Source organism: Nocardia sp. FBN12 (assembly GCF_050320175.1).
GTDB lineage: Bacteria > Actinomycetota > Actinomycetes > Mycobacteriales > Mycobacteriaceae > Nocardia.
On sequence record NZ_CP190048.1, the window covers coordinates 52,978 to 65,697 of the forward strand.

Consider the following 12,720-nt stretch of genomic DNA (forward strand, 5'->3'; position numbering starts at 1 on the left):
CACAGCTCAGACGCGGGTGGGGTTCCAGGCCGAAATCGCCCAGATGACGATGAGGTCGATGACGATGAGGATCACCGACCACCACGGGTAATACGGCAGCGACAGGAAATTGGCGACGATCGACAGCGAGGCCAAGCAGTAGGCGAAGATTCGGGCCCAGGTCGCGGTCGCGATCATCCCGACGCCGACGGCGACCAGCAGGATGCCGAGCGCGATGTGGATCCAGCCCCAGGTGCTGACGTCGAACTGGTAGCTGTATTCGCTCGGTATCAGGAATATTTCGTCCTTGGTGACGCCTGCGATGCCGCGCAGGATGCTCAGTGCGCCTGCCACCAGGAGCATGGTCGCCGCGAGCATGGTGATGCCGGCCGCGAGACCTTGGCGGACGGGATGCGAGGTGGTGGTCATGATGTCGACGGTAGGGCCGTCGGTGCTGTGCCGTATCCCCCGTTACGGGTGAATTCGAGTGTCAGCTCGGCCGGATTCACCCGATTCGGATGATGTGTGCGGCCGGGGTTCTCCGCGACGATGGCGGGGCACAACCGTGGCCACCGGCCGGTGCTCACGCATCACAGAAGTGAGGTCGAATCATGTCGTCGGTGTGGGACGTTCTCTGGGTCATCATCGTGAGCTTCTGCTTTGTCGCCTACCTGATGTTGATGTTCTACATTCTCACCGATCTATTCCGTGACCGGTCCACCTCGGGCTGGGTGAAAGCGGTGTGGGTGGTGTGTTTGATCCTGTTCCCGCTGATCACCGGGCTGGTGTACCTGATCTTCCGCGGCGAGAGCATGACCGAACGGTCCGAGCAAGCGCAGAAGCAGGCACGCACCGAGACGGACAACTACATCAGACAGGCCGCAGGCACCAATTCCGCCGCCCAGATCGCCGACGGGAAGAAGCTGCTCGACGCCGGCGCCATCACCGAGGCGGAATTCCAGCAGCTCAAGGCCAAGGCGCTCGCCTGAAACCCGCGATTCACTGCGCAATTCGGCGTCGTTCACAGACAGTGAAAGGAATCTGATGACCAGTCAGCAGGGTGTCTCGGCCAGTATCGAAGCCAACAACGAAACGTTGTTGCGCACGCTACCGTTCGGCGACACACAGGATTTCACCGATGCCGAACGCGGCTTCGTCGCGGCGCTGACACCGGGGGTGGTGAAGAACGCCGCGGGCGAGGTGGTGTGGGACATCGACGCCTATACCTCTTTCCTCGACGGCGAGTGCCCGCCCACGGTGAATCCGAGTTTGTGGCGCCAATCGCAATTGTGTGCGAAGCAAGGCTTGTACGAGGTCGCCGACGGCATCTACCAGATCCGCGGATTCGACCTGTCCAATATGACGCTGGTCGAAGGCGACACCGGTGTGATCGTGATCGATCCGCTGATCTCGCAGGAGACCGCCGCGGCTGGGCTGGCGCTGTATCGTGAGCATCGTGGTGAGCGCCCGGTGACCGGGGTGATCTATTCGCACTCCCACATCGACCATTTCGGTGGGGTGAAGGGTGTGACCACCGAAGAGGATGTCGCGGCGGGGCGTTGCCAGATCATCGCGCCGGTCGGTTTCACCGAGCACGCGGTCGAGGAGAACGTGTACGCGGGCACCGCGATGGCGCGCCGGTCGGCGTACATGTACGGCGCCGTGCTTCCGCGTGGGCCGAAGGGCGCGGTCGGTGCAGGCCTGGGACCGACGAATTCGACCGGAACCCCGACTTTGATCTCACCGACGGTCTACATCGACCACACCGGGCAGACCGTGACAGTCGACGGGGTCGATATCGAGTTCCAGATGACCCCGGGTACCGAGGCGCCGTCGGAGATGAACTTCTACTTCCCGGCCCGGCGGGCGCTGTGCATGGCCGAGAACGCCACCCACACCTTGCACAACCTGCTGACATTGCGTGGTGCGCTGGTTCGCGACCCGCACGTGTGGTCGAAATACCTCACGCAGGCGATCAACCGATATGCCGCGCGCACCGATGTCGTGTTCGCTTCCCACCACTGGCCGACGTGGGGAACCGACCGGTTGACCGAGTTCCTGTCGATTCAGCGCGACCTCTACGGCTACCTGCACGACCAGACGTTGCGGGCATTGAACCAGGGCGCTACCGGTATCGAGATCGCCGAGGATTTCCCACTGCCACCGGCCATCGTGAACTCGTGGTCGACCCACGGCTATTACGGGTCGGTGAGCCACAACATCAAAGCGATCTACCAGCGGTACATGGGCTGGTTCGACGGTAACCCCGCCACGTTGTGGCAGCATCCGCCGGTCGCGAGCGCCCGACGCCATGTCGAATTCATGGGCGGGGCCGACGAAGTCATCGCCAAGGCGCGAAAGTCCTACGCCGACGGCGATTTCCGCTGGGTCGCCCAGGTGCTCAACTACGTCATCTTCGCCGACCCCGGCAATGCCGAGGCGAAGGCGTTGCAGGCGGACACGCTCGAGCAACTCGGCTACGGCTCGGAGAACGGCACCTGGCGCAACTTCTTCCTGATGGGCGCCTACGAACTGCGCAACGGCAATGTCGGTACCCCGCTGGCGACTTCCTCCGACGACATTTCCGCCGCGCTCTCCGTGGAGCAGGTGTTCGATGCGCTCGCGCTGCGGGTCGACGGCCCGAGCGCCTGGGACGCGAAGATCGTCATCGACTGGCGTCTCACCGATTCCGGCACTGTGCACCGCACCGAACTACGCAACGGGCTGCTCGTGCACTTCGATGTCGAGGGCGACCTCCCGCCCGCCGAGACGACGTTCGGTCTCACCGAAGTGGACCTGCGCGCGGCTCTTCTCGGCGGACAGGATCTGGGGAAGATGATCGGCGACGGCCGCGTCACGGTCGAGGGCGACCCCGCCAAGCTGGTCGAACTCGTCGGCTATCTGGTCGCCCCCGACCCGGATTTCGCCATGGTCACGCCGTGAACAACCTCCCGCCGACCGCGCCAGGGTACCGGCGCGATCGGCGGGAGTCGCCAGTCGCCCGGTCGGCAGCCGAAGGAGATGTGATGGGTGCGACGCCGACGGCCCACAACGCCACGGTGACCGAGGCCGTGCGCCGTGGCGGTGTGATGCCCACGGCGAGGCCGCGCTGTGGCTGAGGTCGTGCGCCGGGTTCGGCAGTGGCTGCGGACCGAGCGAATGTCGAAAGCCGATGTCGTCGCGGGGATTCCGGGTGCGATCGGTGGGGTGCCGGACGGGATGGCGGCGGGCGTGCTCGCGGGGGTGAGCCCGGTGCACGGGCTGTACGCGAGTATGGCCGGGCGATTCTTCGGCGGGTTCGGCACGAGCACGCAGCTGATGGTGGTCACCACGACGAGCGCGTCCGCGTTGGCGGTCGGTTCGACGCTGACCGAAGTCGACCCCGAACAGCGGTCGGCCGCCATTGTCATGCTGACGTTGATCGCGGGCGCGATGATGATCGTCGCCGCGATCTTGCGGTTGGGCAAGTACACCCGGTTCGTTTCGCATTCGGTGATGACCGGGTTCCTGCTCGGCATCTCGGCCAACATCCTGTTCGGCCAGCTGCCGAGTCTGCTCGGCGCGCCGGTGCGGGGGTCGATCGCACTGACGAAAGCCCTGCATGTGGTGCTGCATCCGCTCGACTTCGATTGGCGCGCAGCGGTTGTCGGCGTTCTGGCGATGCTGCTGATCATCTCGCTCGCGTACACGAAGTTGCGCACGGTCGCCTCGCTGTTCGCGTTGATCGTGCCGATGATCGTGGTGTTCGGCTTCGGCTGGACCCAGGTCGGTACGGTCGCCGACACCGGCGAGATTCCGACCGGGTTTCCGCTGCCGCACCTGCCGGAGTTGAGTGCGCTGTCGCCGTCGCTGGTCACCGGGGCGCTGGCGGTGACCGTCATCGTGCTGGTGCAGGGCACCGGGGTGGCCGAGTCGTCGCCGAACCCGGGTGGCACGCGGTCCTCGGTCGATCGCGATTTCACCGCGCAAGGCATCGGCAATATCTTCGCCGGGCTGTTCCGTGGGATGCCGGTGGGTGGATCGGTCGGGCAGACAGCGATCAACGTCTCCTCCGGGGCGCGCAGCCGCTGGGGCGGGATGTGGTCGGGTCTGTGGATTCTGGTGATCATGGTCGGGCTGGCCGGGGTGGTCGGCCGGGTGCCGCTGCCGACACTCGCCGCGATTCTGATGGTCGCCGCCGCCCGGTCGATCGATCCCGATCGCCTGATCGCCATCTGGAGCAGTGGTGCGATTTCGCGGACCGCGCTGGTGGTGACCTTTGTCGCCACGCTGCTGTTGCCGGTGACGGCGGCGGTCGGCGTCGGTGTCGCGCTATCGCTGCTGCTGCAACTGAACCAGGAGGCCATCGACTTGAAGGTGGTCCGGTTGCGGGTCGACGGCGACCACCTCGTCGAGGCGAAGGCGCCGCGCACGGTGTCCGACAACGAGATCGTCGTCCTCGATGTCTACGGCAGCCTGTTCTACGCGGGCGCGCGCACGCTGCAAACCAAGCTGCCCGACCCCGGCGGCGCACACGACTCGGTGGTCATTCTGCGATTGCGCGGGCGCACGAGCGTGAGCGCGACCTTCCTGCACGTGATCGGCGACTACGCGCGGCGGCTGGACGCACTCGGCGGGCGCCTCTACCTCAGCGGTATCGACCCACGAATCCGCGACGTCTGGACCGACGATCTGCTGTACGCGCAAGGCGTCCGCATCGAATTCTTCCCGGCGACAAGCACGCTCGGCGAGTCGACACTGGCCGCCTATGCCGATGCCGAGGTTCGGATCCACCGAGACCGGAGGTCATGACCCATGCCTGCCATGCTGAGTTTTCTGGTCCCGCAGGACCAGCGACGATCGTTGGACGAGCTGACCGACAAACTGGATCTGTCGGTGGGCGCGGTCGCGTCGAAGCGGTCGGCGTTCTGGATCATGCTGGTGATGTCGGCGGTGATCGCGATCTCCGGCGTCATCGGTGATTCCACCGCGACCGTGATCGGCGCGATGATCGTGGCGCCGCTGTCGATTCCGATTCTCGGAGTGGCGTTGGGGGTGGTGACCGGTCGTGCGCGGCTGCTCGGCCGGAGTCTGTTGCTGGTCTTGTCGGGGATCGTCGTGGTGGTCGCGCTCGGGTTCCTTTTCGCGCAGTTGCTGCCCAACCCCGTCAATGTCTTGTCCAATGCCCAAGTGGTCGGGCGGACTTCGCCGAAGCTGATGGATCTGACCGCGGCGATGGCGACCGGCCTGGTCGCGGCGATCGCGATCACCCGCCGTGATGTCGGCGATGTGCTGCCGGGGGTGGCGATCGCGATTTCGCTGGTGCCGCCGCTGGGGGTGGTCGGGGTGTGCTTGGGTTCGCGGGCGCCCGCGCTCGCCGGGGGCGCTTTCGTGCTCTTCGCGTCCAATGTGGTCGCGATGATCATCACGTCGACGATCGTGCTGCTCATCGCGGGGTACGCGGGCGATGCCGATCCGGCGACGGTTCGGCGGGGCCGGGCCTACCTCGCGCTCGGTGCGGCCCTGGTGCTGGTGGCGATCCCGATGGTGCTCAATTCGCTGTCCACGTTGTGGGCCGGGCAGATCGCCGATGCGGCCAGGGACTGGCTGGGGGACTCGGCGGACGCGCAGGTCATCGACGTCACTCTGCAAGGTGACATCGCGACGGTCTCGGTGCTCGCTCCCCAGCAGTTGCCACCGCGGGCGCAGTTGCAGCAGAAGGTGAACGATCTCGTTCCGTGGGACCCGAAGGTGGTCATCATCCACACGGTCGGTGGTCGCGTGCAGTAGACACACGAAGACGCCCAGGCAGTGTTGCCAGGGCGTCTTCGGTGGGCCGTTCAGCTGAGCAGTTTGGCCTTCGCGGCCGCGAATTCGGCGTCCGACAGCGCGCCGGAGGAGTGCAACTCGGCCAGCTGGCCGAGCTGGGCGACGGTGTCGTTGCCTGCGCTCGGGGCCGCGGGCGGCGGTGGCGGGGGAGCCTGCTGCGGTGGCGGGGGAGCCGGAGCCTGTTGCTGGGCGTAGGCCTGTTGTTCGGCGGCTCGCCGCGCTCCCCGCCGGTTCACCGCATTCGAGGTCGCAGTGGCGGTACCTGCGACAACGGCGGTCCTGGCCACGGCGCCGAGCAGTCCCGGCCGCCCGATGCGACCCCTTCGAAGTGGCATAGCCGATTCCTTCCTAGATGAGGGCGAGCGCGGCGTCGACGGCATCGCGCGGTACCTGCACGTGCAGCGCGACCTCGCCGTCGGCCGCGCGCACCGCGCCGGCCAGGCGAACCGCCCACGTTTCCTCGAAAACGATGACGACAGCGGTCGTTCCGGGTTCCATCGACGCGCGGACGACGTCGAGGTCGTCGTCGCTGACGAGGTCGATGTCGGCAGCCGTCAGGCCGGTGAGACCCACCACGGCGATGTCGTCGTCGATCTCGCGTTCGGTGATGGTGCCCGCCGCGTCCATGGACAGCACGAGCAGATCGAGCAGCGTGACCGTGCCCTTCGCGACGACCTCGGCCAGCGCCGCCGAGACGGATGTGTCGATGTCGGTGCCGGGAAAGGTGAGCACAAGGAATTCGACCGGTCCGAGCGTTGCTGGTGATCCCATACGCCGAATCATGCCGCTGATCAGGCCTCGGCTGCTTCACCCGATTCGGATGAAAACACCGGTGCAGTTCACCCGGAAAGTGTGAGGCGGGCCGTGCACGGCCCGTTTAGCGTCGTGGCATGGGCTCAGTACTCGGCGGTCTCCTGCCACTCGCGGTCGGTGTGGCGCTGTCGCCGATCCCGATCATCGCGGCGATTCTGATGATCTTGTCGAAGAACGCGGGCGGTGCCGCGAAGGGTTTCGCCGTGGGTTGGGTGGCCGGAATCCTCGTCGTGACCGGCGTGCTGACCTTGCTCGCCGGGACGTTGGGCGGCACGGACAGCGAACCGTCGACGGGCGCCTCGATCGTGAAGATCATTCTCGGTGTCGCGCTGGTGGTCTTGGCGGTGATCCAGTGGCAGGAACGGTCACAGACCGAGGTGCCCGGCTGGATGCAGGCGATCGACACACTCACGCCGGTGAAGGCGCTGGGTTTGGGCGCGCTGCTGTCGGGGGTGAATCCGAAGAATCTGCTGCTGTGTGTTTCGGCGGGTGTCGCGATCGGGTCCGGCGGATTGAGCGCGGGGGGCGAGCTGGTCGCGATCGTGGTGTTCACCCTGCTCGCTTCGGCCACGGTCCTTGCGGTGGTCATCGGCTACATGGTCGCCGCGGGCAAACTCGGTCCGATGCTCGACAGCCTGCGGGAGTGGTTGCAGCTCAACAATCACGCGGTGATGGCGATCGTGCTGCTGATCATGGGTGCGGTGGTGGTCGGCAAGGGCATCGGCGGGCTGTAACGAGGAGGGATCGTGGCGCTGTCATTTCCGGTGTTCGAGTCACTGCACGGCTATCGGCGGGCTTGGCTGCGTCCCGATGTGATCGCCGGTCTCACCGTGTGGGCGGTGCTGGTGCCCGAGGCGCTGGCCTACGCCTCGATCGCCGGGGTGCCGCCGGTCGTCGGTCTGTACGCGGCCGTGCCGTCGCTGGTGCTCTACGCGCTGGCGGGCAGTTCGCGGCACCTGGTGGTCGGCCCGATGTCGGCGACAGCGGCACTGTCGGCGGCGATCATCGCGCCGCTCGCGGGTGCCGACGGCGGCCGCTATCTCGCGCTGACGAGCGCACTCGCCATCGCGACCGGCATCGTCGGGCTGCTGGCGGGGCTCCTGCGGCTCGGCTTCATCGCCGCGTTCATCTCCGAACCTGTGCTCAAGGGCTTCATCGTCGGCCTCGCCCTGGTCATCATCATCGGGCAGGTGCCGAAGTTGCTCGGCATCGACAAACACGAAGGCAACTTCTTCGAGCAGGCGTGGGGGATCATCACCGATCTGGGACAGACGCAGTGGCGGACTGTGACGATCGGCCTGATCAGCCTCGCGCTGGTGCTCGTGCTGCGCCGCTGGCTGCCGTTCGTTCCCGGCGCGTTGGTGGCCGTGCTGTTCGGCATCGTCGCCGTGGCCATTTTCGGACTCGACGACAAGGGTGTCGCGATCGTCGGTCACATCGATGCCGGGTTGCCCGCGCTCGGGCTGCCGTCGGGCGTGACGTTCGACGACTATCTCGACCTGCTCGGTCCGGCTGTCGGCGTACTACTGATCGGCTTCGCCGAGGGTCTCGGCGCCGCGAAAACCTATGCGGCCAAGGCGGGATACCCGATCGACCCGAATCGGGAGCTGATCGGACTCGGAGTCGCCAATCTCGGCTCGGGAGCGAGTTCGGGGATGGTGGTGAACGGCAGCTTGTCCAAGACGGCCGTCAACGGTGGTGCCGGGGCGAAGACCCAGCTCAGCGGGCTCGTGGTGGCCGGGCTCACGCTCATCACCCTGCTGTTTCTGACCGGGCTGTTCGAGAAACTGCCGGATGCCACCTTGGCGGCGGTCGTGATCGCGGCCGTCGTCGAGCTGGTCGATATCGCCGCGATGCGCCGCTTCTACCGGGTCTGGACCACCATGCTCGGCAGCATCTACGGCAAGGCCGCGCGCGCCGACTTCCTCGGCGCGATGGCCGCGATGTTCGGTGTGCTGATCTTCGACACGCTGCCGGGTCTGCTCATCGGCATCGGGGTGGCGATGGTGCTGCTGGTGTACCGGGCCTCGCAACCGCATGTGGCCGTGCTCGGCAAGCACGAGACGCTGTGGGTCGACCTCCACCGGCACCCGGACGCGACGACGCGCCCCGATCTGCTGGTGGTCCGGGTCGAGGCCGGATTGTTCTTCGCCAACTCCGATTTCGTGAAGGACCGGATCGAAGCACTGTGCACCGACCGGACCCGAATGGTCGTCCTCGATGCCGAGACCTCGCCCTCGATCGACGTGACCGCCGCGGCGATGCTGCTCGCCTTGCGTGACACGCTGGCCGCCCGGCGGATCGGGTTCGCGATCGCGCGACCGATCGCCCAGTTCGGTGACGCGCTCGGCTCGGCCGAGCACGGCGACGTCCCGATCCCCATCTATCCCACCGTCGCCGCCGCGACCGCCGCACTGTCCGGGTCGTGATCACGCCCGCCTGCCGAAAGGAACACAGATGAACGGCATTCTGGTCGCCCTCGTCGGAGCGCTGTTGTGCTTCTACGGGATTCGCTCGGTCAACCTCGGTCTGCTCGCGATCGGGTTCGGCCTCGGCTGGCTGATCGCCGACCTGTTCAACGCGAGTTTCTGGTGGCTGCTGTTGGTCGGGCTGATCGGCGCGGTCTCGGTCTGGGTCGTCACCTCGCTCGTATTCCGCTTCGCCGCCTATTTCATCGGCGGTCTCACCGGCGTGATGATCGGCACCAAGCTGGCGACGGTGTTGCAGCCCGGCGACAAGAACGTGGCGTTGAGCATGATCGTCGCCGGCGCGCTGGGTGTGGCCGGGGCGTTCCTGGCGCAGAAGTTCCGGGCCCGCGCACTGCTGTGGTTGACCTCGATCGGCGGCGCCAGCATGATCTGCAGCGGTGTCGCGCGATTCAGTGACTCGCTGTCGTTTCTGCGCTACCCCGAATCGGGCTGGCAGCAGGTCACCTCGACCCTGGTCTGGGTCGGTCTTTCGGTGCTCGGCTGGATCACCCAGCGCCACCTGTTCGCCGAGAAGCTCGGCATCGAGCACCTGGCGGTCGGTGACGACGACGAGCCGGACATGCGCGAGCGCAACGGCGGCTGGCCAGCGAGCTGAGCCGACCGGCCGTGGTGACGCCATCGGCCGGTCGAACCCGATCAGTGCGCGGTGCCGCCGGTGGCCGGAGCGCGACCGTGTCGCCATTGCCGTGGGCTGACACCGTATTTGGCACTGAACCACCGCGAGAAATTGCTCACCGAGGAGAACCCGAGCAGATCACCCACTTCGGTGAGGGAGTGGCGGCGGTTGGCGACCATCCGCTCGGCCGCCGCACCGCGGATATCGTCGACCACCGAGGTGAACGTCGTGCCGTCCAGCGCGAGCTTGCGGTGCACCGTGCGCCGGTCGACCCCGAGGCTGCGCGCCACCTGTTCGACAGTGCACCGGCCCGTCGGCAACAGCAGTTCGACGAGTTCGCGGACCCGGTCGGCGACCGTGGTCTCCTGCGATGGCGCCAGCGCGCCGAGCAGTTGCTGCGCGTAGGCGTGCAGGAGCGGGTCGGCCATCGCGTTCTTCGCGTCGAGATCGCTGCTGTAGGTGAGGATTCCGTCGAAATCCTGACCGAACTCGACGTGCGGGCCGAACATCTTGAGGTAGGTGGTGCGGTCGTGCGGCGCGGGGTGGGAGAAGCACACCTGCATCGGCCGCCAGGTGGGTCCGACGAATCCGCGGAGCAAGCCGTGCAGCACCCCGGTGGTGAGTTCGACGGCCTGCCGGACGGGGACCACGCGGCCGACGGCCACGCTGACCCGAATGGTCGCCATGCCGTTGGCCTCGATGACCTCGGTGTGCAGCGCCTCGTTGTACATGTGCTCGTGGCGCGACAGCAGCCGCAGCGCGCTGCGCACGTCCGATTCCTCGCGGATGACCAGGCTCAACGGGCCGAGGTTGGAGAACCGCCGCAGCTGCGCCAATCGCACACCGAAGTCCTCCTTGCCGGATTCGGCCGCGGAGCGTTCCAGTAGTTCGGCGACGGCTTCGGCCGGAATCCAGCGGTCCTGGGTGCCGAAACCGGCCGGATCGAGTCCGCAGTCACGGATCAGCCGGGCCGGCTCGAGGCCCAGTGATCTGGCCAGTTCGACGTAGTCGTTCAGCGACGCGTACCTGGACAACGGTTTCATCCAGCCCCTCCTCCAATGTCCCGAGATGAATAGTTTCTTGTCCCGTGAGGACAAGAACAGTCGTGTGACCCAGCCTACAGTTAGCTGCATCACACAGGAGGAGATGGCAGTGGCACACGCAATTCGATTCGCTGAAACCGGTGGTCCCGACGTTATGCGGTGGGAGTCGACCGAGGTCGGCGAGCCGGGCCCGGGCGAGGTCCGGATCCGGCACGAGGCGGTAGGGCTCAACTTCGCCGACACCTATTTCCGCACCGGCCTGTATCCGTCAGCGTTGCCGGCGGGCCTCGGCGTGGAGGGGGCAGGCGTCATCGAAGCCGTCGGCCCCGGTGTCGACTTCGCGGCCGGTGACCGCGTCACCTACACCGGCAGCCCGCTCGGCGCGTACAGCACCGAACGGATCATGCCCGCCGAGCACCTGATCGCCCTGCCCGATGCTATCGCGTTCGATACCGCCGCGGCGACCACCATGCGCGGACTCACCACCGCCTACCTGCTGCGCCGCATCACTACGCTGCGCGCGGGCGATACCGTCCTGCTGCACGCCGCGGCGGGCGGGGTCGGCCAGCTGTTCACCCAGTGGGCGAAACTGCTCGGCGTCAGTGTGATCGGCACCGTCTCCAGCGAGGAGAAGGCAGCGGTCGCCCGCGCCAACGGCTGCGATCACGTGGTGATCTACACCCGCGAGGACGTCGCCACCCGGGTGCGCGAAATCACCGATGGCGCAGGCGTTCCCGTGGTCTACGACAGCATCGGCAAGACCACCTACCAGTCCTCGATCGACTCCCTCGCCCGGCGCGGCCTGCTCGTGTGCTTCGGCACCGCCTCGGGTCCGGTGCCGCCGATCGAGCCGATGCAACTGGCAATGAAGGGTTCGCTGTTCGTTACCCGGTCCGCGCTCGCGGACTACATCGCCGATCCGGCCGAACGCGCCGAACTGGCAGGCGAACTGCACGACCATCTCATCGCCGGTCGCCTGCGGGTCGAGATCAACCAGCGCTACGAACTCCCGAACGCCGTGCGGGCGCACCGCGACCTCGAAGCGGGCCGCAGCGTCGGTGCGTCGGTCTTCACGATCTGACGCGTGGAAAGGAACAAGACAATGACTGTTCGAACCGCGATCCAAGCGGTGCCGCTGACCGCGACCATCGGCGCGGAACTGCACGGCGTGAACCTCGCCGAGGCCGCCGTCGACGACGCACTCTTCGCCGAACTGCGCACCCTGCTGCTGCGCCACAAGGTGCTCTTCGTCCGCGATCAGGACATCACCCGTGCCGAACATGTCGCTCTCGCTGAACGTTTCGGCCCGCTCGAAGATCATCCGGCCCTCGGCAGCGATCCAGATCACCCCGGTCTGGTGCGCATCTACAAGGATCTCGACAGCGCGCCCGAGCACTACGAGAACGCCTACCACTGCGATGCCACCTGGCGAGTCAATCCGCCGATGGGCGCTGTGCTGCGCTGCGTGGAGACACCGCCCGTCGGCGGCGACACCATCTGGGTGAACATGGTCGAGGCATACAAGCGGCTGCCGCAGTCGGTGAAATCGCAGATCGCGCATCTGCGGGCCCGGCACAGTATCGAGGCGAGTTTCGGCGCCGCGCTCACCGAGGAGAAGCGACTCGACCTGCACGAACGTTTCCCCGACGCCGAACATCCAGTGGTGCGTATTCACCCGGATACCGGCGAGGACATTCTGTTCGTCAATTCCTTCACGACGCATCTGGTCAACTACCACACGCCGGAGAACATCCGATTCGGCGCCGATTACGCGCCGGGAGCGAGCGAACTGCTCAATTACCTGATGCGCCAGGCGAGTATCCCCGAATACCAGGTGCGCTGGCGCTGGACCGAGAACAGCTTCGCGATCTGGGACAACCGGTGCACCCAGCACTACGCGGTCCAGGACTACTGGCCTGCCGTCCGAAAGATGGAGCGCGCCGGGATCATCGGCGACCGTCCCTTCTGACAT

13 protein-coding genes are annotated in these 12,720 nt (G+C 66.5%); 9 read left to right on the forward strand and 4 right to left on the reverse strand.

The features are described from left to right. Positions 1–6 precede the first annotated feature (6 nt). Positions 7–408, reverse strand: a complete 402-nt coding sequence (locus ACQHI0_RS00270) for a DUF7144 family membrane protein (RefSeq protein ID WP_427905917.1) — start codon at positions 406–408, stop codon at positions 7–9. Positions 409–590: 182 nt separating this feature from the next. Here ACQHI0_RS00270 and ACQHI0_RS00275 point away from each other — a divergent pair, with 182 nt between their 5' ends. From ACQHI0_RS00275 to ACQHI0_RS00290, 4 genes are all read left to right on the forward strand, one after another. Next, complete coding sequence (locus tag ACQHI0_RS00275; protein ID WP_427905918.1) at positions 591–968, forward strand: SHOCT domain-containing protein; 378 nt, start codon at positions 591–593, stop codon at positions 966–968. A gap of 55 nt (positions 969–1,023) precedes the next feature. Next, positions 1,024–2,922 carry an alkyl/aryl-sulfatase gene (locus ACQHI0_RS00280; protein WP_427905919.1) on the forward strand — a complete coding sequence of 633 codons (1,899 nt, stop codon included), beginning with the start codon at positions 1,024–1,026 and terminating at the stop codon, positions 2,920–2,922. A gap of 216 nt (positions 2,923–3,138) precedes the next feature. Continuing rightward, positions 3,139–4,770: a SulP family inorganic anion transporter gene (locus ACQHI0_RS00285; RefSeq protein WP_427905920.1), complete on the forward strand. Its 1,632-nt coding sequence runs from the start codon at positions 3,139–3,141 to the stop codon at positions 4,768–4,770. Positions 4,771–4,782: 12 nt separating this feature from the next. Then, positions 4,783–5,748 (forward strand): DUF389 domain-containing protein, encoded by a 966-nt coding sequence (locus tag ACQHI0_RS00290; protein WP_427909043.1) that lies wholly within the window; start codon positions 4,783–4,785, stop codon positions 5,746–5,748. Positions 5,749–5,798: 50 nt separating this feature from the next. Here ACQHI0_RS00290 and ACQHI0_RS00295 read toward each other — a convergent pair whose 3' ends face one another. Next, entirely contained in the window at positions 5,799–6,122 is a 324-nt protein-coding gene (locus ACQHI0_RS00295; protein ID WP_427905921.1) for an SHOCT domain-containing protein, read from the reverse strand. Between the two features lie 13 nt (positions 6,123–6,135). Beyond that, positions 6,136–6,558, reverse strand: a complete 423-nt coding sequence (locus ACQHI0_RS00300) for a DUF6325 family protein (RefSeq protein ID WP_427905922.1) — start codon at positions 6,556–6,558, stop codon at positions 6,136–6,138. A 119-nt stretch (positions 6,559–6,677) separates the two neighbouring features. Between ACQHI0_RS00300 and ACQHI0_RS00305 the strand changes: the two genes are divergently transcribed. From ACQHI0_RS00305 to ACQHI0_RS00315, 3 genes are read left to right on the forward strand one after another with little or no spacing between them, the layout of a single operon-like run. Beyond that, a complete protein-coding gene (locus tag ACQHI0_RS00305) occupies positions 6,678–7,334 on the forward strand; it encodes a GAP family protein (protein WP_427905923.1) in 657 nt (218 codons plus the stop codon). Positions 7,335–7,346: 12 nt separating this feature from the next. Further along, positions 7,347–9,029: a SulP family inorganic anion transporter gene (locus ACQHI0_RS00310; protein WP_427905924.1), complete on the forward strand. Its 1,683-nt coding sequence runs from the start codon at positions 7,347–7,349 to the stop codon at positions 9,027–9,029. A 28-nt stretch (positions 9,030–9,057) separates the two neighbouring features. Next, entirely contained in the window at positions 9,058–9,684 is a 627-nt protein-coding gene (locus ACQHI0_RS00315; protein WP_427905925.1) for a DUF4203 domain-containing protein, read from the forward strand. A gap of 41 nt (positions 9,685–9,725) precedes the next feature. Here ACQHI0_RS00315 and ACQHI0_RS00320 read toward each other — a convergent pair whose 3' ends face one another. Beyond that, positions 9,726–10,748: an AraC family transcriptional regulator gene (locus tag ACQHI0_RS00320; RefSeq protein WP_427905926.1), complete on the reverse strand. Its 1,023-nt coding sequence runs from the start codon at positions 10,746–10,748 to the stop codon at positions 9,726–9,728. Between the two features lie 109 nt (positions 10,749–10,857). Between ACQHI0_RS00320 and ACQHI0_RS00325 the strand changes: the two genes are divergently transcribed. Both ACQHI0_RS00325 and ACQHI0_RS00330 read left to right on the forward strand, forming a co-directional pair. Continuing rightward, positions 10,858–11,829: a quinone oxidoreductase family protein gene (locus tag ACQHI0_RS00325; RefSeq protein ID WP_427905927.1), complete on the forward strand. Its 972-nt coding sequence runs from the start codon at positions 10,858–10,860 to the stop codon at positions 11,827–11,829. A 21-nt stretch (positions 11,830–11,850) separates the two neighbouring features. Further along, on the forward strand, positions 11,851–12,717 hold the full coding sequence (locus ACQHI0_RS00330) for a TauD/TfdA family dioxygenase (protein WP_266298080.1): 867 nt from the start codon (positions 11,851–11,853) through the stop codon (positions 12,715–12,717). Positions 12,718–12,720: the final 3 nt, after the last annotated feature.

Bases quoted from the DNA above. Each gene is read 5' to 3' on its own strand.
- ACQHI0_RS00320 (WP_427905926.1), bottom strand. From the start codon at position 10,748: ATGAAACCGTTGTCCAGGTACGCGTCGCTGAACGACTACGTCGAACTG.
- ACQHI0_RS00330 (WP_266298080.1), top strand. From the start codon at position 11,851: ATGACTGTTCGAACCGCGATCCAAGCGGTGCCGCTGACCGCGACCATC.
- ACQHI0_RS00295 (WP_427905921.1), bottom strand. From the start codon at position 6,122: ATGCCACTTCGAAGGGGTCGCATCGGGCGGCCGGGACTGCTCGGCGCC.
- ACQHI0_RS00275 (WP_427905918.1), top strand. From the start codon at position 591: ATGTCGTCGGTGTGGGACGTTCTCTGGGTCATCATCGTGAGCTTCTGC.
- ACQHI0_RS00300 (WP_427905922.1), bottom strand. From the start codon at position 6,558: ATGGGATCACCAGCAACGCTCGGACCGGTCGAATTCCTTGTGCTCACC.
- ACQHI0_RS00285 (WP_427905920.1), top strand. From the start codon at position 3,139: ATGTCGAAAGCCGATGTCGTCGCGGGGATTCCGGGTGCGATCGGTGGG.
- ACQHI0_RS00290 (WP_427909043.1), top strand. From the start codon at position 4,783: ATGCTGAGTTTTCTGGTCCCGCAGGACCAGCGACGATCGTTGGACGAG.
- ACQHI0_RS00270 (WP_427905917.1), bottom strand. From the start codon at position 408: ATGACCACCACCTCGCATCCCGTCCGCCAAGGTCTCGCGGCCGGCATC.
- ACQHI0_RS00315 (WP_427905925.1), top strand. From the start codon at position 9,058: ATGAACGGCATTCTGGTCGCCCTCGTCGGAGCGCTGTTGTGCTTCTAC.
- ACQHI0_RS00280 (WP_427905919.1), top strand. From the start codon at position 1,024: ATGACCAGTCAGCAGGGTGTCTCGGCCAGTATCGAAGCCAACAACGAA.
- ACQHI0_RS00305 (WP_427905923.1), top strand. From the start codon at position 6,678: ATGGGCTCAGTACTCGGCGGTCTCCTGCCACTCGCGGTCGGTGTGGCG.